Below are 25,373 nucleotides of genomic sequence, written 5' to 3' on the forward strand. Positions count from 1 at the left end.
ACCAAATAAGTTTTGCCGCCCCGCAGCGCGATTGTTCTCAGGGGGCATCCAGATGCTCCGCAGCCTATCGAACACCCAATAAGGCCTGCTGCTTTAGCCCTTCCCTAGCGAAGTATAAGCAAAATCAGGGTGCACAATTTAACTTCAGGCCAATTTTCCTCAGTCTTGCAAATGATAGCGTTAGACGGTATCGACGATTTACCAACGAAGGCTTCGCACCATGGCTTCAACTACCCCAGCGCCACCGTCCACTTCGGAGGCGGCAACGGAATTCTTTGGCTTAGTATGGCCGGGCAAAGAGGCTGCCCGAGCAGCCGCCAGCGCGCCGCTGACGCAACGTTTCACGCGTGATTCTGCGCTCAGCACAGCCTGCGACACGGACAACGCGATTATTGCGGCAGATAACCTTCCGGTTCTGCAAGGGCTTGCCAACCGCGGGGAACTCTTTGACGTCATCTATATCGACCCGCCTTATAATACCGGCAAAGACTTTGTCTACCGCGATAACTATCGTTTACGCCGTCAAATGCGTTCCGGAAGCTATGCAGAATGGCACTCGCAATGGCTGTCGATGATGCTTCCCCGACTCATCTTGGCCCGAGACGTACTTTCCGCACAAGGTTTCATTTTTGTCTCCATTGGAGAAGACGAAGTGGCCAATACGCGCAAGGTACTCGATGAAGTTTTTGGAGAGGAGTGCTTTGCTGGCCAATTGATTTGGAAGAAGGCAGGAACCGGCAAGAATGATTCTAAGTACGCAGTGGTAGAGCACGAATATATTCTGTGCTACGCCCGTACTCCTGATAATCCTGGATTCAATGTCGATCTCCAAGGCTATACTTCCACGAAATACAACCATGAGGACGACAAAGGGAAGTACTCCTTGGTGCGTTTGGACTCTAAGACCCTTGGGTACCTTCCCTCCCTCGACTTCCCTATCACCGGGCCCGATGGCAAGGAATATTGGCCGGACCAGCCGGTGGGAAAAGAAAAAGTCGCCCGTTGGCGCTGGGGCCGAGATAAGGTTGAACAGCGCTTCGATGAGCTCGTCTTCCGGCGAGGTTTTGTCTATACCAAGAACTATCAAAAGGTGGGAGCGCGCCCACGCTCCATCTTGGACGGGGAGCGCTTTGGGGTGACCCGCACTGGCCGGCGCGATGCTGAGGACGTCATGGGGCTAGAGGGTGTTTTCGAGTTTCCCAAACCGGTGCGCTTGATTAAGCACCTCATTTCCATTGCGGGTGGAAAGGATGCGCGCGTCCTTGACTTTTTTGCGGGCTCCGGCACCACTGCACAGGCGGTAGTGGAACTCAATAACGACGATGGGGGCACTCGGTCTTTTCACCTTGTGCAAATTCCAGAGCCTACCTCCCCGCGTAGCGCTGCTCATCGCACGGGCTTTTCTACCGTTGCAGATATTTGCATTGAAAGGGTGCGCAAGGTTCCAGGCGCATCCTTTCAGGTCTATAGACCGGACTAAGTCTGTGCGGTACCAGACGGGCGACCGGGAATGCCGAAGAAGTCTAGGACGCGATCGGTAGCGAAGAATTTACCTACTTCATTGTGCGCATCTGCTGTACCACCAGGCCATACGTGTGAGCCTCCGGCGATACGAATGTGTTCCAGCGGTGCGGTACAGCCGCTCCACTTCATATCGAGTGCATTGTTAACCAGGCGGGTCGTATCGACCTTGGTAGAGCAACCATTACGTTTACGGTCTTGTTCCAGCACGGATTCCACGGAATAATACTTGGTCTTATGGCGCGTTCCACCGTAGTAACCCACCACGGGGTCCACGGTGCCGTGCATATCCAATCGCCCGACGGGGGAATGAGCGCAGTCTTTGAGAATATCTTTGTAGTAGGCAGCGGAAACTGTAGCTACGGACTTAAAGACATCGGGCATCTGACAGGCCAGGTAGGCGGCAAACCCGCCGCCGTTCGACATGCCGGTGGCAAAAATTCGGGAGTCATCTACCCGATATGTTGCTCGAACGGCACCAATGATGTCGCGAACAAATTTTTTGTCTTCTGCTGTTGACGTCTTGGCATAGGGAGCAGGGCTCCATGCCTTCTTTTTGCCTTCCGCGAAAACGGTGATGGCATCAGCGGCATCGAGGCGGGAATAGCCGCGGAGATTTTCGGCAGATTGTCCCCAGCCTGGAAAGGCCAGGACGATGGGCCACTTTTTATCCCCCGTATAGTCCTTGGGCACGCTGAGGATGAAGGAACGGCCCGAGGGAAGATTAACGGTGGTATAGCTTCCTGGCTCGGGTCCACTCAGCGGTGCGGAGGTTGGAATCCCTAGGTTTTTCGTCTCAGTTGGGACTGCTTGGGGCGCGGAGTCGGGCGAATCGGCCGAACATGATGCGCCGGCAACCGCAAGGAAACTCACTGCTACCGCACCGACCACGGCCCGTAGCGACCTCGCGTTCATCTTTGTCGTCCCTTCTGCCATGCGGTCCATAGTTGCTTATAGCGGCCACCATAATCTAACAGTTCGTGGTGACTGCCTTGCTCCACCACCCGCCCGTTATCCATCACGGCGATGCTATCGGCTCGTGCGGCCTGATCTAATCGGTGCGCCACTACCAGTGATGTTCGCCCACGGGTGACCTCTACGGCGGCTTCTTCCAGAGCTCCTGCCCCCACCGATCCGGCTTCTGCGGTGGCCTCATCCATGATGACGATCTTGGGATCTAAAAGCAATATTCGCGCCAGCGCTAGTTGCTGCGCTGCTACTGGGTCAAGGTGGATTCCCCGAGCACCAATGACCGTATCTAGGCCCTCTTCTAGCTGCAGATACCACTGTGCGCCGACGCGCTGTAGTGCATCTTCCATTTGTGCGTCTGAGGCTTGCGGGGCGGCCAATGACAAATCTTCGCGCAGGGTTCCTGAGAATACGTGAACCTCTTGGGAAATCATCGCTAAACGCGCCACCCTTTCGGAATCAGAAAGGGCCGATACCTCTACTCCATCCACCAAGACTGTTCCGGTAGCCGGGACTCGCAGTCCGGCTAGAAGAGCTGCGACCGTGGTCTTTCCCGCACCAGAAGCTCCCACTAAAGCTACGGTGTGTCCAGCAGGAAACTTAAGGTTTACGTCCCTCACGGCCCAGCCGCCGTCTTCGTAGCTGAAGCTCACTTCTTTTAATTCGGCAACTCCACCTGGGGTCGGGGCGCCAAAGTCTGGCACCGCCTGTGGCGGATCCATAACCACCCCAACTATCCGAGACAGGGAGGCATAGCCGGATTGAACGGTATCGATGACCCGCATCAATCCCATGAGCGGACCGCGCAAGCGAATAAGAAGGAGCATGGCCGCGGTGACTGCGCCAACGGTGAGTGCCCCAGCCTGCACCACCCAAAAGCTAACGACCAGACCACAGACCAGCATGACTAACTCAATGACCGTCATCCATAGCTGCAGGACCATCATTGTCCTTCGCGCGGCGTACCCTTTGTCCACCACCTCGGCGGAGGCACGTTCAATCCCGACGTGCATCTGGTCTTCCATGCCAAAGGCGCGCACAGTCTTTCGCCCGCGAATTGCCTCCAGGAGCCTGCGTGCCCGTTCCGCCATGGCAGCGCGTTCGTCGGTATAGCGCTGTGGAGCGCGCTGCAGGTACTGGCGCGCAGCAATGAAATATAACGGCGTAACTGCGCCTACTACCAGTAGGTATTGCCAGTTGAGGCTGACTAGTGCCACCCCGGTGGTTGCGATGGCGAAGGCAGATTTCGCCAGCACGGGGACGGTCTCGGTTACGGCAGCCGATAGTTCTGCTACATCATCGGTAGAGCGAGAGACCAAATCCCCAGTGCCGGCTTCCTCCACCCGGTGGGTAGGCAGGCGAAGAGCGGTAGAGACCATATCTTCCCGCAAAGCGGAGATCACTCTTTCGCTCAGGCGTGAAAGGACATAGAACCCCGCTGCAGAAAACAGTGCGGAGACCGCGGCCACCAGCACCAGCGAGATGCCGATGGGCACAATGGCGCCCTGAGTAATGACAGCATCAACGATCTTTCCCAATAAGATGGGGATCGCTACATTGCTACCGGCGCCTGCGGTAAGCAAGGCTAAGGCCGCTGCGGCTTGGGGGCGGGCACCGGGGACGTCGGAAAGCTGGCGGCCCACTTCCTTACGCACTTGGGGCCAGGAGGCCGTAGGAAACCGCATCATAGCTCCGCCCCCACTGCTGCCCACGCCGGCGAGGTGGTGAAGACAAGCGTGGGCTTAGGCCCGCGGTGATACGCCACCCGCTGGGCAATTTCCTGCTCGGTCACCGAATCCACCGCGGTAGTTGGATCGGCCAAAATTAAGATCTCTGCGTCGGCAGCAAGGGCTCGTGCCAGCGCCACGCGCTGTTGCTGTCCACCAGAAAGGTTTCGGCCGCCCTCTCCCACCTCGCGATCCAACCCGCCCGGGATATCTTCCCCTGCAGCCACGTAGAGGGCTCGTTGTGCACTCGCGCTATCCGGATGAATATTGTCCCGCACGGTTCCCTCGAAAAGCATAGTTTCGTGTGGAACAACCAAGAATCGCTCGCGCGGCAAGAAGACGAGATCCTCTGGAACAGGTTCGGGTACCACGTTGACCCCAGGAGCGAGGGCTGGAACCTGCGGTTCGCTCTTTTCCACCCCGGGGGCGGCAAGGAGGGCGGTAATGCGCTCAGCGCTTGCCTGTGCGGCCGCCCACCGCGAGGCGATATTTCGGCCCAGCATCGTCATCGGGGTGATAATGAACTGCGTAAGGCCGATGACCGTAATGAGTTCACCTACGCTAATCATGGAACGCACGGCCATCGCCCCTGCGCCAATGCCCACTGCAATGACGTGAACCGAGCCCAAAATCTCCGTAGTCGCATTAAGGCGCGCTTGGGCACCATTGGCTTCTACCGTCTGCACATAGGCGGCACCAGACACCGCGGAATAACGCCTACTCACTGTGGCTACAGCGCCCAGGCCCTTAAGGATCCGCAGGCCTTGGACCACATCGGTGGCCATGGAGCTGGCCTTCGCCAACGCCGCTTGGCGGATTCCGGAACGCGTACGCAGAGGCTTTGCCGCGCGCACTGAGCCCCACACCATGAGCGGACCGCCGCACAAAATGGCGATGCCTAAAGGCAGGTTAATACGGCTAGCCATGATCGCCACATACACAATGGCGGTGATCTCAGCGACGGGAAAGACCGTCATCATGACGGCATTCTGCACGCGCCGTGCGTCTGTGGAGGCGATGGCAAGCAGCTCGCCGGCGCTGCGGGGCTCACCTGCGATGCCCCGCGGATCCTGAATCCTATCCGTGATTGCCATGCGGACATCGTGCCCAATTACTAGCATGGCTCGCGCGTTGAGGCCGCGTCCAAACCATGCGGCTATGGCATTAAGACCAAAAGCTGCCCCCAATACCACCAGCCACATGCCTAGTCGGTCGACGGATCCTTTCGACACAGCTTCATCAATGGCATGTCCCACGATCACTGGAGTCAATCCGTTAAGCAGAAAAGAGACAGCCATGCAGAGTGCGGCCGGCACAGTGAGTGCCGGACGAGAAAAGACGGTCTTTAGCAGCCACCTGGGATCTGATGGTGCAGGAAGTGTCCTCATAGGCTGCCATTCTAATTCGCGGTAGGTTAGATGGGCTATGTCGACTCACCGCCCCGATCCCAGCCACTTCCCTAGCTACCGCAAGGCCTCCACTAGACAAGGCCCTGGCTTCCGCGATGCCGCGCAACGTACCGCTTCTGCCCAGGCCTTCCGCCGCGGCGCGAGCACCTATCACGATGTGCGCCCCGGCTATCCGGACGAGGTTTCTGCCCTTATTGCTGACGCCCATACCGTGGCCGATATTGGCGCTGGTACTGGAAAACTCACCGAGTCCCTACCCAATACTCGGGTTTTGGCTCTGGAGCCCTCCGCCGATATGGCTGGAATCCTCGCAGCCCACCTCCGCCTGCCAGTCCTTCGTGCTACGGCCGAAAACACCGCGCTTGCTGACGCCTCCTTAGACGCCGCCTGCCTCGCCCAAACCTGGCACTGGGTCGACGTACCAGCCGCCTGTGCAGAGCTTGACCGCGTCCTCGCGCCGGGCGGGAAGATTCTCCTGGTGTGGAACACGCTTGATGTCAACGCGGACCCCTGGATCCTGCGGCTTTCTCGCATCATGCACTCTGGCGATGTACATAAGCCAGGCTTTTACCCGGACTATACGGCGCCGTGGTCTTTGGACCGAGAGCTACGCCTGACCTGGGAGAACGAACTTACCCCGGAACAGCTTCACCGCCTGATGCACACCAGATCCTATTGGCTGCGCAATGGCGAAGACATCCATGAACGTATGACCCACAACCTGGATTGGTACCTTTTCGAACACATGGGGTTCAAGGCGGGGCAAAAACTGCGCATCCCGTACCGCACGGATGCCTTCGTGCTGGTACGGGATTCGGATTAGAGCAGGACCTGCGCCAGTAGCGAGCCCACCACGCAGGAGGTGAACACCGAGATGGCGCCAGGGACAAGGAAGGAGTGGTTGATGACGAACTTGCCAATGTGGGTAGTGCCCGTGCGGTCGAAGCCGATGCAGGCTAGGTCCGAAGGGTAGGTTGGCAAAATGAAGTAGCCGTACGCTGCGCCGTAGAAACCAACGATAATGGCGGGATCGATGCCGAGCTGCAGGCCGATCGGAGCGATGGCAACCAGGGCGGCGGCCTGGGAGTTAACCAGCTTGGACACGAATACCAGCACCACGGCGTAGGCCCACGGGACGGCCTCCACCACGGACCCGAGGTTGGATTCTAGGGCATCGATATGGGCTTCGAAGAAGGTATCTGCCATCCATGCCACACCAAAGACGGAGAATACTGCGGTCATTCCGGCCTTAAAGACTGGCGTGGACGCAATCTTCTTCGGGTCAGCCTTGCAGGTGAGCAGGATGATCGCGCCGGCAACAAGCATGACCATCTGGATAACCAGGTTCATCGACAGCGGGCTCAACTCGCCATCATCGCCTGGGACGAGTGGGCGCAGGAATTCGAACGCACCGAGTGCCACCACGCTGGCGATAGCCACGAGGAAGATAATCACCGCTCGCTTTGCTTCTGGCGAAAATTCCTCATCCATGAGCGACCCGGTGGACTGGTGAATGCTTTCTGCGAACTCAGGATCCTTCATGCGCTCCTGGAATGCCGGGTCCTCGTCCAAGTCCTTGCCGCGGCGCAGCGACCACAGCGCAGCGAGGATAACGCCGGCAAGCGAGGCGGGCATAGCCACCATGAGGATCTGCGGAATGGAATAGGCGTGATCGATAGCACCGGCATTTTCCGCGATGATGGACGCTAGGGACACGGTGGCCACAGACACTGGCGAGGCCGTAATACCCATCTGAGCCGACGTCGATGCCACGGCCATGGGGCGCTCTGGACGGATGCCCTTCTTCAGGGCAATATCCTCGATGATAGGAAACATCGTGTACACGACGTGACCCGTACCGCACAGCACCGTCAGGAACCAAGTGGTCAGCGGGGCGAGGATGGTAATGCGCTCTGGGTGGGCACGGAGAAACTTCTCGGCAAATTGCATCATCACTTCTAGGCCGCGCGCCTGTTGCAAGGTGGCGGCGCAACCGATGACCGCAATGATGGTCAGCATCACGGATACCGGCGGCTCACCCGGGGCGAGGCCGAAGACAAAGACCATGAGCATCAAACCGATGCCGGAAATAAGACCAAGTCCGATGCCACCATAACGAGTGCCCAGAAGCAGGGCACTGAGGATGATGATGACCTGGAGCACGATGGCCAGAATTGAATCTGGCGCAATTACGCTGGCTAACATGCTGAGCCTTCCATCACGAGAGAGTTTTTGACTGGTTATATCCTATCCAGCCCCACATGAACGGACATAAACGGAAAGGCGAGCGAATTCTCACACCGTGTCTCGGTGCAATAATCGCTCGCCTGAGTGCTATAATCCCAGCGTAACGGGCATACTGCTAGCGCTTCTTGCCGCGCTTTTCCCTCACTCGCACTGCGATGCGGATAGGCGTTCCGTGGAAACCAAACCGCTCACGGAACTTGCGCTCAAGGTAGCGGCGATACGCCGCGTCCAAGAAGCCCGTCGTAAACAAGACGATGGTCGGCGGCTGCGTCGAGGCCTGCGTGGCGAACAATACGCGCGGCAGGCGGTTATTCTTCATCGGCGGCGGATTAGCCGCGATAGCCTCCCGCAACCAGTTATTCAGCTGGCCCGTGGACACACGCTGATCCCAGCTCTCCAGTGCCTCAATCATGGCCGGCTCCAGCTTCTGCAGCGCGCGGCCCGTTTCCGCAGAGATATTCACGCGCGTGACCCACGGCAAGTGGCTCAGCTGCTGATCAATCTCGCGGTCCAGGTAGTAACGGCGATCCTCCTCCATGAGGTCCCACTTATTGAACGCAATCACTAGAGCCTTGCCCGCCTCGAGCACCATATTGAGCACGCGCTGGTCTTGCTCGGAGATTTCCTCAGAGGCGTCGATAAGCATGATGCAGACCTCGGCAGCATCAATAACGCCGCGGGTACGCAAGGACGCATAGTACTCATGCCCTTGCGCATTCTTTACCTTCTTGCGCAGGCCAGCGGTATCAATGAACTTCCACAGCTGCTCATCCAATTGGACTAGCGAGTCCACCGGATCCACGGTGGTTCCCGCGACGTTGTCGACCACGGAGCGCTCCTCGCTGGTGAGCTTATTCAACAGCGAGGACTTGCCCACGTTGGGCTTGCCCACCAATGCGACGCGGCGAGGGCCAGAGGTAATCGCGGTCTGCCGGGGTTCTTCAGGGAAGACCCGCAAAATCTCATCGAGCACGTCCGCACCACCGCGGCCATGCTGGGCGGATACGGGCCACGGATCGCCCAAGCCCAAGGCATAAAATTCCGCCATATCCGCGTACTGATTATCAGAATCGAACTTATTCGATACCAAAATCACCGGCACAGGCGATTTCTGCAGGCGGCGAGCCATGACCTCATCCGTCTCCGTGATGCCCACCTTGGTGTCCACCACCATAACGATGACATCGGCGGTTTCCATGGCTACTTCTGCCTGGCGGGCAATCGCCGCATGGATACCCTTCACGTTGGGATCCCAGCCACCGGTGTCCTGCACCAAAAAGCGCTGGCCATTCCAGTCCGCAACGTAGGAAATTCGGTCACGGGTAACGCCTGGGTGGTCCTCTACCACCGCTTCGCGGCGGCCAAGAAAACGGTTGACCAAGGAGGACTTGCCCACATTTGGGCGCCCGACTACGGCCACCGTGCACAAAGCTTCCTCGGTGTGATCGTCGGATTCCACACCGAAAGCGCGGGAGAGTTCTTCCCATTCCTCTTCGCTCAGAGGCTCTTCTGCGTGCGCATCGTCGCCATAATCAGCCTCACCAAATTCCGAGTCATCGAAGTCATAGTCGAATTCCTCGGTATTGAAATCATCGGCGGCCCAACCAGGAGAGGCTTCTACCACCTCATCATCGAACTTACCGGCCGGGTAATGGAACTGAGTCTCCGACTCTTCCTGGGGATCGTGATTAGTCATTGACAGACTCCTTTACCACGTTAATCAGAGCTTCCAGCACATCCTCTGGGCTCATATTGGAGGTATCGACTAGGGTTGCGTCTTCCGCTGGGCGCAGAGGTGAGGCCTTGCGGGAAGAATCTGCAGCGTCTCGGCGCTGGACGTCTGCGAGTACCGTCCCGTAATCCGAAGCAATGCCCGCCTTTTCATTTTGGGCTTGGCGGCGCTGAGCGCGGACCTCGGCAGAGGCGGTCATGAATGCTTTAGCGGGGGCGTCGGCAAGCACAACCGTGCCAATATCGCGGCCTTCTACAATCGCGCGGTGAGCCTCGCGGGCAAGCTTGCGCTGCAGCGCAACCAGATTCTCGCGCACCTCCGGAATGGCAGATACGGCGGAAACATTACGGGTGACTTCGTCTTCTCGAATAACGCGCGAGACGTCCTCGCCGCCGAGGAGAACCTCGGTGGAGTCCGGGTCATCGGATACCCCCAAGGGCAGATCGGTCGTAGCCGCAATAACCGCAGTAGTGTCAGCAGGGTCGATGCCTTCACGCAGCACAGCAAGCGTTGCAACTCGGTACATAGCACCAGTGTCGACGTACTTTGCATTCAGCTGCTTGGCCAGCGCACGGCACGTGGTCGACTTTCCAGTTCCAGATGGGCCATCCACTGCGAGGATGAGACCCTCATTCGGCATATTAGAAATCATTACATCTCCACCGCCTTGTACAGGCTAGTCAGCTCGCTGGAATTAAGGGCACGCAGACCTCCAGGCTTCATATCGCCCAGCTGGACTGTATGCAGCTTGGTGCGCACCAGGCGCTGCACGGGGAAGCCGGCCTCCTTCAACATGCGGCGCACGATATGCTTGCGGCCTTCATGCAGTTCAAGACGCACCAAGGAATAACCCTGATTGGTATCAACTACCTGTGCAAAGTCGGCCTTTGCCAGTCCGTCTTCCAGCTCGATGCCTTCCTTGAGCTGTCGCACGAGCTTCCTATCGGCCTCGCCCAATACGGTGGCGAGGTAGGTCTTGGTCACCTCGTACTTGGGGTGCATCAAGCGGTTGGCCAACTCGCCATCATTAGTGAGGATGAGCAGTCCTTCCGTATCGGCGTCGAGGCGGCCGACGTGGAAGAGTCGTTGGCCAGCTGCGACCTTTTCTGACACCACGTCACCCACGCACGGGCGCCCCAAGTCATCAGACATGGTGGACTGCATGCCGCGCGGCTTATTGAGCACAAAATATTCGTGCTCCTCATTGACGTTGACGCGCACGCCGTCTACTCGGATGACGTCGACGGAGGGATTTACCTTGACGCCTTGCTTGGCGATGATCTTGCCGTTGACCTCAACTCGGCCGGCATCGATAAGGATTTCTGCGTGGCGGCGGGAAGCGACGCCTGCCTTGGCGAGCACCTTTTGGAGGCGCTCTCCCTTGGGCTTGTCTTCATCGACTAGCCAATCGGCACCCAATTCGCGGGCTACGGATTCTGCAGTAGCCTTCTGCTTTTTCTTTGACACATGCTGGTGACGGGCCGGCTTGGCATTGGAGACAATGATGTCACTGTCTCGCTGCTTCTTATCCGGTGTGCCGTCACGGCGAGCGGGAGGAGTCACGTACGTGTCCTTTTCTCTCGAAGATATGAAATTACCTGGGCAATCCTACCCCACGCTAGTACTCTTCGTCGATCGCCTCGACGTCAGGCAACAGCGGCGCCAAGTCTGGCAGGCGCTCCAAAGAATCGATCCCCAATAACTCGAGGAATAATTCCGTCGTCTCGTACCGGTGCGCGGCGCCTTCAAAATCATCCTGCGGCAGCTCCCGGACCAATCCGCGCAGGTTAAGGGTTCGCATTACGCCATCGACATTGACGCCGCGAACCGCCGCCACCTGCTGGCGAGTGACGGGCTGGCGATAAGCCACTACCGCCAAAGTCTCCAAGGCGGCGCGAGAAAGCTTGGTTTGGGCGCCATCCAAGAGAAATTCTTCTACCGCGCCCGCGTTCTCGGTGCGCGTATAAAAGCGCCATCCCTCTTGGGTCTCGCGCAGGTCAATACCAGAACCGCGACTATCCAACTCCCGCTGAATAGAACGCAAGCAATCACTGACGACGTCCCTTTCCGCCCCCAGGGCACGCGCCAAAGACTCCACAGAGGCTGGGGAGTCGAGCACGAGCAATATGGACTCAAGACGGGAACGCAGCTGCGAGATGAGGGGAAGATCCATAGCGCCCGAGTTTACTGGAGAAGAAGATGTTGCTAAAAATTCTCCAAATCACTTTCGATAGTCATTGTGATTCGTCTAACATATTGTCATGGAAACTATCACTCGCACCGACAGACTCATCCTCATCCCGCTGTCCGCCGCTAATACCGAAGAGACCCACAAGGTCTACAGCGACGGACGCATCTGGAGCCACCGTCCTAATGGGCGCTTTGCTGACATTCGCACCACGCGTGCACTCGCACAAGCATCCTCTCAGTCGTGGGACGCCCACCACTTCGGGCCGTGGGCCGCGTATATGCGCCACAACCCTTCTGAATTCGTTGGAGTCGGCGGTGCCATCTTCGTCGACGAGGCAAACTTCTGGGACATCAAATACCGCCTGCGCCCCGCCCATTGGGGTGCCGGTTTTGCCACCGAAATCACCTGTGAGGCGGTGAAGAGCATCCGCCAGGTGGACCCCAACTCCCCCATTACGGCCCGCGTGACCACAAATCACCCGGCAGCCATCCGGGTCATCGAAAAGCAAGGGCTCAATCAGGTATGGGAAGGGCGACGCATAGGCACCGAGGACAACCCCGAGGAACCAGACGTACGCGTCTATTCCGACCGCGAGCTCACCCCCGAGACGCTGGAATTCATCCAGCAACGGCCTTAGTCCCAGTTCGCTGCGGCAACTACCGCTGGGTCAACATCCAGGCCTGTCCACGATAGGTCCAGCTGACCCAGCGCTTCTTCTTGTTGTGCATCAACTGCCTTGGCTTTGTACAACTCCAACAGGGCCAAGAAACGCCCCACTACCTGCATAGAAACCGTACAGTCGCGGGTTAGCGCACCGAAGCTGGTCCATTGGCCCGCACCGAGTAGCTTGAGTGTTTCCAAAATCTTGCCGGCCTGCTCCGGTACAGATACTGCTACGGCGTGCACGTGACCGGTTGCCACCTCCTCCGGTGGCTTGGGGCGGAACACGCCCGCGGCAAGCTCGGCAAAGCTGGCCGGCGTATGCCCGAGGGAGACCGGAGGCAAAAGCTCGGCGAACTTCTCCTCGATAGAAACCGCTCGCGGATAGCTGCGCTGCGCCTCGCGCTGCCACACGGCGAATTGGTCCGCTGCTTGTTTATAAGCCTTGTACTGCAACAGGCGGGCAAAAAGGAGGTCGCGCGACTCCAGCAGTTCCAAGTCTTCAATATCGTCGACATCACCGCGCGGCAAAAGCCGCGCCGCCTTCAAATCCAAGAGCGTAGCTGCCACCAATAAAAAATCAGTGGTCTCATCCAGATCAGCGGACTCTCCCAGCTGGCGCGTATACGCCACGAATTCGTCCGTTACTTCTGACAGCGCAACGTCAGTCACGTCCATCTTCTTGGACTGAATAAGCTGCAAAAGCAGGTCAAAAGGGCCCTCAAAATTCCGCAGTGCAATGCGAAAGCCCGTAATCTCCGGCTGGGTCACGATACCTTAAACGGTCGAGCGCTCAATGACCTCTTTGGCCAGGTCCCGATACTGCTGTGTGGCCGGGGAGCTTGGCGCCCAGGTAGTAATCGGCTCGCCGGCCACCGAAGTCTCTGGGAACCGAACGGTCCGGGTAATGACTGTGTCAAAGACCTTATCGCCAAAGTAATCCACCACCCGGGACATAACTTCCCGGGCGTGCTTGGTCCGGCGATCAAACATGGTCACTAGGATTCCCATGACCTCAAGGTCAAAGTTAATGCGATCAGAAACCTTTTCCACGGTATCGGTCAACAGCGCCAAACCGCGCAGGGAGAAGAACTCGCACTCCATAGGGATGATCACACCCTGTGAGCAAGCAAGGGCATTGACGGTAAGCAGGCCCAAGGAGGGCTGGCAGTCAATAATGATGAAATCATAATCGCGGCGCACCGGACGCAGGGCGCGGGCAAGGGTGTGCTCGCGACCGACCTCATTGACCATCTGAATTTCCGCGGCGGAAAGGTCGATATTCGCCGGCACCAGATCCAAGCCCGATACCCCGGTGTGCTGGATAGCCGAATGAATAGAGGTGTGGCTATCGAGCATCACGTCATAGATGGTGTCCTCGATATCGTCATGCGTGAGCCCAAGCCCCGCCGAAAGCGCGCCCTGGGGGTCAAGGTCAACCAAGAGGACTTTACGGCCATACTCGGCCAAGCAGGCGCCCATATTGATGGTTGAGGTGGTTTTGCCTACGCCACCCTTTTGGTTACACATCGAAATGATGGTGGCCGGCCCATGCTTTTCCAAGGGTGCGGGTTCCGGTAGCTCACGGATAGGACGACCGGTCAGCCCCACCTCTACGTCAGAGGCAGAAAATAGACCCTCTTCGCTCACAGTCACACCTGCTTCCTTGACGCCAAGTTCCGGACCATGACACTTGGCTTAGGGTTGATTACAACGTTGTCATTAAAGCGTACCCGTTACAGGTTAAAAGTACCGAGACTTAGCCTATATCAAGCGTTTAGCGTTGACTAGAACGGCGTTTGAGAATTGCCACCAAAGCTATGAGTGCGATGAGTACCGCCGCGGCTGCCCCTCCAATAATCCAGCCCAAATGTGAGCCGCCGTCTTCTTCGGGGTCCTTTTGCTGGCGCTCATCGAGGTTTTCCGCGGCGGATTGATAGTTAGGGTCCTGCAGCGTGACGATGAGTGCGGCCCCAGAACCGTCATTGCGTAGCAACTGCATAATAAAGGGATTATCAGGCGCCTCGCCCTCCGGATAGGTCAGCGTGAGGGTTCGAGAAGAGGCGTCCACGTCACGCTCTACGCCTTGGATAATATTGCCCTCGCCATCGAGGTAGCGCAGCGTGACGTCATTTTCTTGCGTGTCCTTGAACTGCTGGTAGAGGTCATAGGCCTGCTTGAGGCCCATCTTTGCGGTAATAGTATTGCCTTCGATTTTGGATTCGAGGTTTACGTATTCCGCACCGTCAAGGTTGGCTTCCCCAGCAGGCTTGCGCTCCGGCTTTTTGCCTGGAACAACAGGCAAGTTGCTATCTTCTTTCGCCGGCACGGGCCTGTCATCTCCGCCCTCGGCATCGTTTCCGGCTGGCGCCTTGTCGCCTTGAGCCGGCTTATCAGAGCCCGGATCCGGCGCTGGCGCTGGGTTCGGGCCGCCTTCCGCGCCGTCAATTTCTTCCTGAATGTCCTCCTGTGCGACCGACCCATCGGCTACCAGCGTCAGGGTTGCATTCATGCCTTGGGCGGAGACAGGAACCGAGATTTGGCCGCCATCTGCCGGGGCGGTGATGGTAGCGGAGGTACCTGAGGCAGACACGTTCCACCCATCGCCGGAGTAGTTGGCTTCGGCCGGCACGGGCAGGCTTACAGTCGTGGTCTGGCCGGCAGGAACCGAAATGGGAGCGGCAATGGCAGCCTCTACTTCCGGAGGCAGCTGGGCGTGTGCCACCGCTGGGAAAATCAATGCGGTAGATAGCACCGCACCAGCTACACGAGTTGAAAACATATAGGTCCTTTCTTAGGCACGGGGGTGCGCAGTGCGCCAGACCTCGCGCAAGGAATCGGCAGTGACGTGAGTATATATTTGCGTTGTCGTCACCGAGGAATGTCCCAGTAATTCTTGCACGGTGCGCACATCTGCGCCGCCTTCAAGCAGGTGCGTCGCAAAAGAATGCCGCAGGGTGTGCGGCGATATGGACTTTCCCAGTTGCGTCCGCTGCGCTGCAGTCTTCAACACAGTCCACGCACTTTGACGAGATAAAGCCCCGCCGCGGGTGTTGAGAAACAGCGCCGGCGTCTTACCTTTGCTCAGCGCCGGTCGCGCCCGCACCAGGTAGGCGTCGAGGGCCTGGCGGGCATGCGAGCCCACTGGCACAATTCGTTCTTTGTCTCCCTTGCCCCGCAAGCGTATTATTTCCTGCGCGGAGGACACGTCATCAACGTTTAGGGAGATAATTTCTGAGATTCGCGCGCCGGTGCCATAGAGCATCTCCAGCAGGGCGCGGTCGCGCACATCTACCGGGGTCTCAGTAGGAGTCGCTTCAATGAGGGCGGTGACCTCATCTACCGATAATGTCTCCGGCAAATGCTGCCCGGTTGACGGAGGGGTTACCTCAACCGCAACATCGACGTCCACTACGCCTTCTGACACGGCAAATTTATGCAGTCCGCGAGCAACGATGAGCGCTCGGTTGGCTGAGGACACAGCCATGTGTGAGCGCAGGTCTTTAAGATAAGCCTCCACCATCGGTCGCGTCACCGACCGCAGATCCTCTACCCCGTTATCCCCCAGCCACGCAAGGTAGCGGCGGACATCGCGGCGATAGTTGCTCAAGGTATTGGCGGACACGCCGCGCTCGACTGCTAGATGATTAAGCCACGTCTGCGCTATGTTTTCGAGCGCACTCACAGCTGCTTTAGGTCCGCACCCGTGCGGCGGGAGCTCATTGAGGTAGGTCGAAGTTCGAACGGCTCCTCCACGCTGCGGGTCTGCTTGCCGCCGCGCAGCACAGCGTAGGCGGCCAAGATACCGCTGCAGGCAATGGAATTGACGATGTCACCGCGCAGCACCTTGTCGACGGCCTCGTCGAGGCCCACCCAGGCGACTTCCATATCGGCTTCTTCGTCACCGGTAGCCTCCATCCGGGGGACGTCGGAAAGCTCCGAGGCAAGGAATACGCGAACCGCTTCTTCGCAGAAACCCGGCGAGGTCACAAGGTCCGTCAGCACGGACCACGTCTGTGCGCTCAGGCCGGCCTCCTCCTGCAGTTCACGCTGGGCGCCGGTCAGCTCATCCTCACCGCGTACGTCGAGCAATCCCGCCGGCAGTTCCCACAAGCGCTTTCCCACGCTGTGGCGGTACTGATACACCATCGCAATACGCTCGTCTGAGTCCACTGCCACAACGGCCACAGCACCTAGGTGCTCGACTACTTCCCGGGAGGCAGAAACGCCGCCGGGCATGACTACCTCGTCGCGGCGGAGGGCAAGAATGGGGGCTTCGACAAGCAGCTGCGAATCAAGCACCTTGAAATCATGCGCCATGGGCTATTCCTTTCCCGGCAAGGCGGAGTCAGCAGTTTCGGTGGCGCCATAGTCGCCCTGGCCACCATCAAGTTGTTCCTGGGTGGCCAGAATGACCGCAATGCGCTCCACTGCCCGTTCGGTGCTATCGACCGTAGACAGCTCCGCGTCCTGATCCCGCACCTGGGCTAGCGCCTTATCATCTTGAGTCTGCTTGGTGCGCCCACTCAACACCACGGACCCATTGACATCATCCAACCCGGTGGCAAATTCTGCCAGCGCGCTGGACGGGTAACCACGCAGGCCATTGCCAGAGACCACGATAATGGCCTGGGCAGGAACGATGGTTCCATCTTCGTAATCAATGAAACCCTCGTCGCGCAGCTTATGGAGCACGTCTGCACGCTCTTCCACTGAAGCCAAAGGCTTCGTGCTCTCAGGATCCATAGACAGCGCAGTGCCTAGCACCTCACCACCAAGGGCTCCGGCCGAATCCAAGTCCTTGATATCTGCCTTCTTGGGCGCAGTATCTTTCAAGATGGGAAGCAGCCTGTCCTTAGTTTCGGGGCGCAAGAAGTCCTTGGTCAGCTTAATCTCGCCGGCCTCGGTGGCATCGGAAGACTTCAAGAGCTTCCGGATAGCGTCCACGTCGCCGCCATTGGCGTCATCGGTGGTCACAATGAGCACTGGGCGCTGCGACAAGGCTCCATCAACCATTTCCGCTCCAGAATCGGCCACGATCTTGTCGCTGGCGTCATTTTGGGTCTGCAGAATCTTATTGTCTTGGACCACCTTGCGGTGCTCCTCGCGGATCGGATCGTCGTCTGCCATGCTGGTGGTCAAGTTCGGCGCAATCACTAGAGCGCCTAAGGCTACGCCAACCGCGGCGCCGAAGCCCAAGCCTGCTACAAGCTCAGTCTTTGCCATGCCCTATGCGCCCCCAAAGAGGCTGGACCAGGTTTCGCTAAGGTTGCTAGCAAAGTCCTGGCTGCCGCCGAAGCCGACGATGAGGATGACCGCCGCAATGGCAACCAAGATGCCCAGCACTGCCCACAGCCAGCCGAGGTTGGAGGAAGGCGCACTGTAGAGATTGATTACCGCATCGGCGTCAACCACCTTGGTACCGGCCTTAAGGCGGGACAGCACGGCCGAGGGGTTGGTGCGGTCCGCAAAGATATCATCGAGGTCTACCCCGCCGCCGGCCTGCACAATAAGATCGGCGCCGTGGTAGTCCGCAAAGAGCAGGCCCAGGTCGGTACCTGAATGCGTTGCCGCGGGGAAGGTCATCGCACCAATGCCAAGGTCCTGGATGCGGTCGAGGCCTTCTACCTCCCCTTCTGGGTCCGCAGGAACGATTACGCGGGCGCCGCAACGCAGAGCTTCATCGCTCACGCTATTGGGATCCCCAATAATGAAATCTGGCTTATACCCTTGGGCCAGCAACGAATCTGCCGCTGCTCCCACAGCAATCAGCAGCGGCTCATACTCGCGAATAAAGTTGCGTAGCTGCTTGAGCTGTTCGCGGTGCCTATCGGTAGGCGAAAAGAGGACAACCTTGCGGCCGGCGATTTCGGAGCCGGAGGCGGGGACGCCGAGGCCGTCGATAAGCAGCGGGCCTTCCGAGTTAATGAAATCAATGGAATTGCCAAAGAAGGATTCCATATGGTCAATCAGCCCGCCCTGCGCCGCGGTGAAGTTCTCTTCTGCTCGCTCACGAGTTACCACGCGGCCGGTACCGAGCGCCCTATCGCCGCTAAAGACGGTACCGTCCTCCCCGATGCGAGCCTTTTTGCCCTCTTTGAACTCAGAAACAAAGGACTGCCCAACGCCTTCAAGGAGAGTAATGTCGGCGTCAAGCAACATGTGCGGGCCATAATTGGGGACCGTGCCGGTAGAAAATTCCGCCACGTTAATGACGGCGGAGGGCTTTAGGTCTACGAGGGTCTGAGCCTCGTGGCGAGAGATATTGGCCGCATCAATTACGGCGACGTCGCCTTCACTAAACTTTTTCATCCCCTTAGCGCCTGGAGTGCAATCGCGCAGTGCACCAGGCTGCTCGGGGTTACGGGAAAACAGAGCCATGGGCCCTATTGTGGCGTGTTTATAGTTTCGAGTGGGTGAGGCGCGCGGAAGCTTCTTCCTGTGCGCGGTCAAAAAGCTCCTGCGCGTGCGCGCGGCCGGTCTCGGTATCGTCCAACCCCGCCAGCATGCGAGCCAGTTCCTCCACGCGCTCCTCCTGTGACAGCTCGGCCACGCCAGAGGTAAATTTCTCCTTCGATACATGCAGGTGCGCATCAGCATACGCGGCCACCTGCGGCAAGTGCGTCACCACAATCACTTGGTTATGCACCGCCAAGCGCGCTAGGCGGCGACCAATCTCTACCGCTGCACGGCCGCCCACGCCGGCATCGACCTCATCGAAGACCAAGGTGGCGCCGTCCTCGTCTGCCAGCACGACCTCCAAGGCCAGCATGACACGGGAAAGCTCGCCGCCCGAGGCAGCAGAGGCGATCGGCTTACCATTCAACTGCAGCTCAGCCGCGTCTGCGCCGGACTTAGAATATTTCGCCTGCGTAAGCTCGACCGTCAGCGTCGAATTCGGCATGGCCAAGCCGTGGAGCTCCTGCGTTACCTGCTCGCCCAGAGCCTTCGCCGCTTTCCGACGCCCCTTTGTCAGCTCCCCTGCCCGCTCAATCATCACCGATTCAGCTTCTTTAACCTGCTTTTTTAGCTCCTCCAGGGCTTCTGTGGAGGTATCCATGGACTCCAGTTTTGCCGCTGCCTCATTGCGCCAAGCGAGCACGCCATCAATATCCCCGGCGTACTTCCTAGTCAACGTGCGCAATTCCTGCTGCCGCTGGAGGGACTTTTCCAACAGGTGTGGGTCCGCCGGCAGCCCGGCTAGATACCCACCGAGCTCGCTGGAGATATCGCCCAGTTGCGACGAGATCTCGCCGAGCCGTTCGCCCAAGGCGGCCAATTCCTTGTCGGTAGTCCCCGCCAATGCCGAAACAGCTCGGCCCAGCAACGCCGAGGCGGCCTCTTCCAGTTCCTCGGTGCCGTCGATAGAAGCCAGTGCAACTTCCGCGGATTCGCGAAGACCATCGACGTCTTGCAGCTTGCGAACCAGCTGCACCAGCTCCTCATCCTCACCCGGCTCCGGCGCAACGCCGTCGATCTCATCCACCGCGAACTGCAGGCGATCAACCTCCTGTGCGAGTTCGCGGCGCTGCTCTGTACGCCGCTTATAGTCCTTGGCTAAGCGGCGCCATTCTTTAAAAGCCTCGGTATAGCGACGGCGTACCTCGGCCAACGTAGGATCCGCACGGTCTACTGCACCCAATTGTTCCTCGGGAGCAAGCAAACGCAGCTGATCATTTTGCCCGTGGACCGTAATAAGTTCGCGCGCAAATTCGCCTAGGGTTGCCGCAGGCACCGCCCGACCACCCAAATAGGCCCTCGACCTGCCCGCGGCAGAAACCGTCCGGGAGACGATGTATTCTCCATTTTCATCGGGCTCCCCACCTACTGATTCGACCAACTCGCGGATAGAATCTTTCCCCGAGGAAAAATGCCCCTCTACTGCTGCTTTCTTCGCCCCATCCCGCACCCGGGAGGCATCCGCGCGTCCACCTGCTAAAAGCCGCAATCCAGTAACCACCATGGTCTTGCCCGCGCCAGTCTCACCAGTAAGCACGGTTAGACCAGTAGAGAGCTCCGCGGAGCTCTGGCTAATAACACCCAGGTCATTAATGGAAATATCGACGAGCACTACTTCTCCTTCGGCCCGCGCCACCCTTCTACGGGCAGGCGCAGCTTCGAGACTAAACGGTCAGTAAAAGGTTGGTCATCCAAGCGTACCCATCGCACCGGACGCGCGCCTCGCACTACCTCCACGCGAGCTCCTGGAGGCATGGCGAGCTCACGGAAACCATCCAAAATCACGGTCGCCGGAGTTGTACGCATGGTTGATTCAACGGCTACTAAAGAATTGGGCGAGACGACTAGGGGCTTAGTAAACAAAGCGTGCGCATTATTCGGTACTACCAAAATCGCGTCGAGCGAGGGCCACAGCACCGGCCCGCCAGCCGAAAACGCATAGGCGGTCGACCCAGTAGGCGTGGAGATGAGCACCCCATCACAACCGAAGGAAGACACCGGCCTGCGGTCAATTTCCAAAATTGCGTCCAATACTCCAGAGCGATTTTGGTTTTCTACCGAAGCCTCATTCAGAGCCCAGCTGCGATTGAGAAGGGTTCCTTCCTCGTCAAAGATGGTGACATCGATGGTGAGTCGATCCTCAATGCGGTACCTTTTGTCTATGACCCGCACTAAGGCCTGATCTAGGGATTCGACTTCCCACTCAGCCAGAAATCCCACATGCCCGAGGTTGATTCCTAGCACCGGAATATCCACAGAACGTGCCATATCCGCTGCACGGAGGAAGGTTCCGTCTCCACCGAGCACCAGGACTAATTCGCACCCCGAAGCCGCGTCTTCGGTGTGGGGGACGTGCTTTAGCCCAGGCAAGACCTTCTCGTCCGCACACACTCGAACAGTAATCCCGGCATCTTGTAGCAGCTCCGCTGCTCGCGACGTTGCCTGCAGGTTCTGCTCGCGGTTGGCATGAGGCACCAACAGGATCTCACGGGTCATTGCGGGCCTTCCTCGACTGCACGGTCAATCATTTCTTCTACTCTAGCCAGATCCGTGGGCGCGCCGTCCTTTTTCAGCCACAGGAAATACTCCACGTTGCCACTTGGCCCAGGCAGCGGGGACGCTACAGCACCGTGCATGCTCAACCCGAGCGACAGGGCAAACTGAGCGACCTCCTTGGTTACTTCCTTGCGCAATTCCGGTGAACGAACGACACCACCGCTGCCAAGGCGGTCCTTGCCCACCTCGAACTGCGGCTTCACCATGGGCAATAACCAGGCACCATCCTTTAGGCATTCCACAATGGCTGGCAATACGAGCCGGAGGGAGATAAAGGACAGATCTCCAACCATGCCGTCACAAGGGCCGTCGGTAAGCTCGAGCGTCAGATTCCGGATATTGGTACGGTCGAGAACTTTTACTCGATCGTCGTTTTGGAGGCGCCAGAGCAGCTGTCCGTAGCCGACATCCACAGAAAGAACTTCCTGCGCGCCGTATTCTAAGCACACATCAGTAAAGCCACCGGTAGACGCGCCGGCATCAAGAATGCGACCATTCATATCGACGTCAAACGCCGCTAAGGCTCCCAAAAGCTTGTGCGCACCGCGGGAGGCCCACTTATCTTCCTCGGACTCCTCCACCTTGATGGAGACCTCTGGTTCTACTATCGACGCCGGCTTTTGTGCCTTGAAACCACCGACCGTGACACGGCCGGACTTGATCATTTCCCGGGCCTGCTCACGAGAGCGCGCAATCTTCCGGCGCACCAGCTCCGCGTCTAGCCTACGACGTTGTGGGGGCATTAATTCTCCTGCAAAGCATCGCGCAACACATTGTGGGCGCGGTCCAGCTGTTCCACCTCAGCGGCCAAATCCGCTGCGTTTTCTCCTAAAATCTTTGCTACGTCAGCATCGATCTCCGCCGGCTCCTTTACGGCGCGAAAATCATGCGGCTTTACCGCCATTGCGCAACAACCTTTTCCGCGCGCTCGCTTCGCGGTTGAATATAGCGCGGAGGAGACGGCATGGCCCACGCCACCTCCAACACAGTTCTTAATGCCTGCACTGACGTGGACTTCTCGTCGCCGCCTTCCAGCAGAAGATCATGTCCATCACACCGAGCAGTAAATCCACCCTGTGCTCCAGGTCGGGCAACAGAGACCGGCAAAGCCAGTTCATGCATACCTGCACCAATAAAGTTGGGGCGCGCCTCCACAGGTGCCTCAATAAGTTCTAGTTCCCCAGAAACACCGGTAAGCACATGGAAGGTATTCATGGCAGCGGAATTACCACCGGCGATATCGGTATCCAAACGGTCGCCTACTGCAAGCGGTTTTTTCGCACCAATTTGCTTCGCCGCAAAAGTAAACATGGCTGGCTCGGGCTTTCCTGCAGACACCGGCTCTACCCCGGTGGCGGACTGGATGGCGGCCACGAGGGAACCATTGCCCACGGCAAATCCCCTCTCGATAGGCAGAGAAGTATCTAGGTTCGATGCGAAAAACTTCGCTCCCTGGCGGATGGCCAGAGCCCCTTCAGTCAATTGCTCCCAGCCAACAGAACGGTCAAAACCCTGCACAACAGCGGCAGGCTTGTCATCAGCGCTGGGGACCACCTCAAAGCCCATCTCGCGGGCCAAATCACGGAAGGAATCAGCACCAATAATGAGGAGTTTCGAGGTGGCTGGCACCTCATCCGCCACTAATTGAAGGACTGCTTGGGCAGAGGTAACAATCTGCTGCGTGGTCGCCTCGAGCCCGATGTCTGCCAGCATCTTCGACACTGCTTCTGGGCTGCGTGAAGCATTGTTCGTCACGTACACCGCCGGCACACCACAGGTATTGATGACGTCCACCACGTTAGAAAGTGGGCGGCCGCCTTCCCACACGGTGCCATCTAGATCGAGCAGAAGAGCATCGTGTTTGTTTAGAACCGTCACTACTTACACTCCTCTAAGCGCTCCGCTGCATCGGTCCAGAGGCCCTCATCAATCGACACTGCGTGTTCAAACCAATCCTTGGCCTCGTCTTTCCGGCCAACTTCCAGCAGTGCGTTGGCGTAGGCATATGCTAGGCGGCATGCGCTTATCCCGCGTGCATCTCGATCAGGATGAGCGCGCTGGATAGTTACAACGGCTGACTCGGCTTGGCCCATATCTAAGCGGGCTCCGGCTAAAACAATCGCTAGCTCGATTTTAGATTCATCATCTAGGTCGGCCGCGTCATCCGCGCGTCCAAGCTCGAGCGCTTTTTCTGGGCGTCCCAAGCCGCGCTCACAGTCAGCCATTACGGCCAGCAGCCCAGGCCCGCCGGAAATACGCCGGGAAGCACGCAGTTCAGCCAGCGCTTCCTTCCACTCGCCTGCACGGTATGCGGCAATACCATTGACCTCTCGGGCAATAGCCACGCGGCCGGCACGGTCTTTAGCAGCACGTGCATGGCGCAAGGCAAGCTTGGGATCGTCTTCCATCCAGGTCGCAGCCATGATCATATGCTTGGCGACGGCCTCGGAGTTCTCCTTCGAGAGCGATTTTAGGTCCTGCAGAACCATAGGATCCAAATCGTTGACATCCACCTCTGCCGGGATGTCTGGATCACTCATGCGACGATTGATACGTTCCTCACGGTAACCGGAGCGCTGCGGCGAAAAAGACTTCTTCTTGCGAGAGTCACCCTTAAAATCACGGCCTTTGTTATTGCGTGGCTTACGGTCACGTCCACCTCGCCCGTTGTGATTGCGCTCCGACATTCAGCCCTACCCTTTCTTGGTTGGAACTAGCACAGATATATCGGCACTATTCTACAACCCCTAGGAACAAAGCCGGAATTTAGATCGTGCCTGTCAGGTGCAGCGTGAGTCTTACCTTGTTAAGCAATTAGACGCTGAAGCCCAGGGACCGGGCAAACCCATTTCTCCCGGACACGACCAAAGCGCCAAGGTCTTAAGCACGAGAGGCAGGCCACACAGCGCAAGCTGGCACTAATAGCACCAATTCCGTTACACCGATCCGCTAACCATCAATGTCAGAGATACATTGAATGGAAAGCAGCGAAAAAAGGAACCTCAGGGACACTGCCTAACCGAACTCGAGCTCCAACAACATCCAGCGATCTAGCACAAGACGCGGGGCTACGCCGTGAAAATCAAGGGCTACGCGCTACTAAAGAGCTACTGAAGGCTTCCTCAGCTCTTTAGCATCGGAACCAGGCCCCAAACATGGGAAACAATCAGCCGGATCCAGTCCGGTGGGCTTTACAAAGTTAATTGTTGCTTCGGCAAGCGTCTGCCTTACTTCTGGCATTCCTTTAAATCCGCGAGGAACTCCTTGAGAGATTCCGTCAGATCCCATATTTGGTTACGCTCCTCTTCAAACATGCGATCAACGAGGAACTCCACACCACCCAGTTCATCCGGATGCAAGCTGTCTAAATAGGCCAGAAGCTTATCGACGTCCTTTAAGCCTTGAATTCCCTGCTCTACTTGTTCCACCACAGTAGAAATCTACCTTTGGTCCATGCTGTTGAGACTAGCAAAACGACGAAAGAAGAGGGCGGTGGTGTGCCGTCCTCTTCTTTGTTGTATTGAGTTGTGTTTGTGTTGTTTGGTGTCGGCGGTGACTTACTCTCCCACAACCTCCCGGTTGCAGTACCATCAGCGTGTGCAGGCTTAGCTTCCGGGTTCGGAATGGGACCGGGCGTTTCCCTGCAGCTATTGACCACCGACAAACATACGAAGCATTCAGGCCCTTAGGTGTGCTTTCGGGTGTTGTGTCAGATACTGCATAGTGGACGCGGTCACGACAGTGACTGTTTCTTCATCTTGTTGTTTTGCCTATACACGTAGTGTGTTGGTGTTTGTTGTGGTCAATTAGTACCAGTAGCCTTCACACCTTACAGTGCTTCCAGGTCTGGCCTATCTACCCTATCGTCTTTAGGGGACCTTAACGAAACCTCATCTTAAAAC

Annotated in this window: 25 protein-coding genes and 2 rRNA genes; 3 read left to right on the plus strand and 24 right to left on the minus strand. The window is 57.9% G+C overall.

Annotated elements, in window-relative coordinates; all coding sequences use genetic code 11:
• Nucleotides 1-220 precede the first annotated feature (220 nt).
• Nucleotides 221-1,480, plus strand: a complete 1,260-nt coding sequence (locus MHY08_RS03720) for a site-specific DNA-methyltransferase (protein ID WP_239235391.1) — start codon at nucleotides 221-223, stop codon at nucleotides 1,478-1,480.
• On the opposite strand, the gene MHY08_RS03725 is transcribed toward MHY08_RS03720, so the two are convergent.
• The 3 genes from MHY08_RS03725 to MHY08_RS03735 are packed head-to-tail and all read right to left on the minus strand — an operon-like array spanning nucleotide 1,477 to nucleotide 5,515.
• On the minus strand, nucleotides 1,477-2,436 hold the full coding sequence (locus MHY08_RS03725; RefSeq protein ID WP_239235393.1) for a PHB depolymerase family esterase: 960 nt from the start codon (nucleotides 2,434-2,436) through the stop codon (nucleotides 1,477-1,479). The two genes, MHY08_RS03720 and MHY08_RS03725, sit on opposite strands and share 4 nt — an antisense overlap.
• On the minus strand, nucleotides 2,433-4,175 hold the full coding sequence (locus MHY08_RS03730; RefSeq protein WP_239235429.1) for an ABC transporter ATP-binding protein: 1,743 nt from the start codon (nucleotides 4,173-4,175) through the stop codon (nucleotides 2,433-2,435). Before MHY08_RS03730 ends, MHY08_RS03725 begins: the two co-directional genes overlap by 4 nt.
• Nucleotides 4,175-5,515 carry an ABC transporter transmembrane domain-containing protein gene (locus tag MHY08_RS03735; protein WP_367398076.1) on the minus strand — a complete coding sequence of 447 codons (1,341 nt, stop codon included), beginning with the start codon at nucleotides 5,513-5,515 and terminating at the stop codon, nucleotides 4,175-4,177. Before MHY08_RS03735 ends, MHY08_RS03730 begins: the two co-directional genes overlap by 1 nt.
• A gap of 127 nt (nucleotides 5,516-5,642) precedes the next feature.
• On the opposite strand from MHY08_RS03735, the gene MHY08_RS03740 reads away from it, so the two are divergent.
• Entirely contained in the window at nucleotides 5,643-6,449 is an 807-nt protein-coding gene (locus tag MHY08_RS03740; RefSeq protein WP_239235395.1) for a class I SAM-dependent methyltransferase, read from the plus strand.
• On the opposite strand, the gene MHY08_RS03745 is transcribed toward MHY08_RS03740, so the two are convergent.
• From MHY08_RS03745 to scpB, 5 genes are all read right to left on the minus strand, one after another.
• Complete coding sequence (locus MHY08_RS03745; RefSeq protein ID WP_239235396.1) at nucleotides 6,446-7,831, minus strand: anaerobic C4-dicarboxylate transporter; 1,386 nt, start codon at nucleotides 7,829-7,831, stop codon at nucleotides 6,446-6,448. The two genes, MHY08_RS03740 and MHY08_RS03745, sit on opposite strands and share 4 nt — an antisense overlap.
• 157 nt (nucleotides 7,832-7,988) lie before the next feature.
• Nucleotides 7,989-9,569, minus strand: a complete 1,581-nt coding sequence (der, locus tag MHY08_RS03750) for a ribosome biogenesis GTPase Der (RefSeq protein ID WP_239235397.1) — start codon at nucleotides 9,567-9,569, stop codon at nucleotides 7,989-7,991.
• Entirely contained in the window at nucleotides 9,562-10,257 is a 696-nt protein-coding gene (gene cmk, locus MHY08_RS03755) for a (d)CMP kinase (protein WP_239229707.1), read from the minus strand. The genes der and cmk overlap by 8 nt, the downstream gene beginning before the upstream one ends.
• Complete coding sequence (locus MHY08_RS03760) at nucleotides 10,257-11,168, minus strand: pseudouridine synthase (protein ID WP_005324678.1); 912 nt, start codon at nucleotides 11,166-11,168, stop codon at nucleotides 10,257-10,259. The genes cmk and MHY08_RS03760 overlap by 1 nt, the downstream gene beginning before the upstream one ends.
• A gap of 55 nt (nucleotides 11,169-11,223) precedes the next feature.
• Nucleotides 11,224-11,778, minus strand: coding sequence for an SMC-Scp complex subunit ScpB (gene scpB / locus MHY08_RS03765; RefSeq protein ID WP_200436151.1), 555 nt, complete (start codon nucleotides 11,776-11,778; stop codon nucleotides 11,224-11,226).
• A gap of 88 nt (nucleotides 11,779-11,866) precedes the next feature.
• Between scpB and MHY08_RS03770 the strand changes: the two genes are divergently transcribed.
• Entirely contained in the window at nucleotides 11,867-12,433 is a 567-nt protein-coding gene (locus MHY08_RS03770) for a GNAT family N-acetyltransferase (RefSeq protein WP_239235398.1), read from the plus strand.
• Here MHY08_RS03770 and MHY08_RS03775 read toward each other — a convergent pair.
• The 16 genes from MHY08_RS03775 to MHY08_RS03850 all read right to left on the minus strand — a co-directional run.
• Nucleotides 12,430-13,227, minus strand: a complete 798-nt coding sequence (locus MHY08_RS03775; protein WP_005324675.1) for a ScpA family protein — start codon at nucleotides 13,225-13,227, stop codon at nucleotides 12,430-12,432. The genes MHY08_RS03770 and MHY08_RS03775 overlap by 4 nt on opposite strands.
• A 6-nt stretch (nucleotides 13,228-13,233) precedes the next feature.
• Nucleotides 13,234-14,106 carry a ParA family protein gene (locus MHY08_RS03780; RefSeq protein WP_204611443.1) on the minus strand — a complete coding sequence of 291 codons (873 nt, stop codon included), beginning with the start codon at nucleotides 14,104-14,106 and terminating at the stop codon, nucleotides 13,234-13,236.
• Nucleotides 14,107-14,233: 127 nt separating this feature from the next.
• Nucleotides 14,234-15,238, minus strand: a complete 1,005-nt coding sequence (locus MHY08_RS03785; protein ID WP_239193867.1) for a hypothetical protein — start codon at nucleotides 15,236-15,238, stop codon at nucleotides 14,234-14,236.
• A 12-nt stretch (nucleotides 15,239-15,250) separates the two neighbouring features.
• Nucleotides 15,251-16,141 (minus strand): site-specific tyrosine recombinase XerD, encoded by an 891-nt coding sequence (gene xerD / locus MHY08_RS03790; protein ID WP_239235399.1) that lies wholly within the window; start codon nucleotides 16,139-16,141, stop codon nucleotides 15,251-15,253.
• A complete protein-coding gene (locus MHY08_RS03795) occupies nucleotides 16,138-16,776 on the minus strand; it encodes an NUDIX hydrolase (RefSeq protein ID WP_239235400.1) in 639 nt (212 codons plus the stop codon). Before MHY08_RS03795 ends, xerD begins: the two co-directional genes overlap by 4 nt.
• 3 nt (nucleotides 16,777-16,779) lie before the next feature.
• A complete protein-coding gene (locus MHY08_RS03800; protein WP_239235402.1) occupies nucleotides 16,780-17,682 on the minus strand; it encodes a copper transporter in 903 nt (300 codons plus the stop codon).
• 3 nt (nucleotides 17,683-17,685) lie between these two features.
• A complete protein-coding gene (gene steA / locus MHY08_RS03805) occupies nucleotides 17,686-18,846 on the minus strand; it encodes a putative cytokinetic ring protein SteA (protein WP_239235432.1) in 1,161 nt (386 codons plus the stop codon).
• A gap of 10 nt (nucleotides 18,847-18,856) precedes the next feature.
• Complete coding sequence (recN, locus tag MHY08_RS03810; protein WP_239235404.1) at nucleotides 18,857-20,527, minus strand: DNA repair protein RecN; 1,671 nt, start codon at nucleotides 20,525-20,527, stop codon at nucleotides 18,857-18,859.
• The gene (locus MHY08_RS03815) at nucleotides 20,527-21,411 is read right to left on the minus strand and encodes an NAD kinase (RefSeq protein ID WP_200287547.1); all 885 of its coding nucleotides are present in this window, start codon (nucleotides 21,409-21,411) and stop codon (nucleotides 20,527-20,529) included. The genes recN and MHY08_RS03815 overlap by 1 nt, the downstream gene beginning before the upstream one ends.
• A complete protein-coding gene (locus tag MHY08_RS03820; RefSeq protein ID WP_023021615.1) occupies nucleotides 21,408-22,214 on the minus strand; it encodes a TlyA family RNA methyltransferase in 807 nt (268 codons plus the stop codon). The genes MHY08_RS03815 and MHY08_RS03820 overlap by 4 nt, the downstream gene beginning before the upstream one ends.
• Nucleotides 22,214-22,375 (minus strand): hypothetical protein, encoded by a 162-nt coding sequence (locus MHY08_RS03825; RefSeq protein WP_162837064.1) that lies wholly within the window; start codon nucleotides 22,373-22,375, stop codon nucleotides 22,214-22,216. The genes MHY08_RS03820 and MHY08_RS03825 overlap by 1 nt, the downstream gene beginning before the upstream one ends.
• Entirely contained in the window at nucleotides 22,366-23,349 is a 984-nt protein-coding gene (locus tag MHY08_RS03830) for an HAD-IIA family hydrolase (RefSeq protein ID WP_239235405.1), read from the minus strand. Before MHY08_RS03830 ends, MHY08_RS03825 begins: the two co-directional genes overlap by 10 nt.
• Nucleotides 23,349-24,158, minus strand: a complete 810-nt coding sequence (locus MHY08_RS03835; RefSeq protein WP_239235406.1) for a hypothetical protein — start codon at nucleotides 24,156-24,158, stop codon at nucleotides 23,349-23,351. Before MHY08_RS03835 ends, MHY08_RS03830 begins: the two co-directional genes overlap by 1 nt.
• 540 nt (nucleotides 24,159-24,698) lie before the next feature.
• On the minus strand, nucleotides 24,699-24,902 hold the full coding sequence (locus MHY08_RS03840; protein WP_239235407.1) for a tRNA 2-thiouridine-synthesizing protein: 204 nt from the start codon (nucleotides 24,900-24,902) through the stop codon (nucleotides 24,699-24,701).
• 113 nt (nucleotides 24,903-25,015) lie between these two features.
• Nucleotides 25,016-25,133, minus strand: a 5S ribosomal RNA gene (gene rrf / locus MHY08_RS03845).
• 124 nt (nucleotides 25,134-25,257) lie between these two features.
• Nucleotides 25,258-25,373: ribosomal RNA gene (locus tag MHY08_RS03850) — 23S ribosomal RNA — on the minus strand; the annotation flags it as partial.

Origin of the sequence: Corynebacterium sp. ACRPJ (assembly GCF_022347345.1) — a bacterium.
Taxonomy (GTDB): domain Bacteria; phylum Actinomycetota; class Actinomycetes; order Mycobacteriales; family Mycobacteriaceae; genus Corynebacterium; species Corynebacterium tuberculostearicum_D.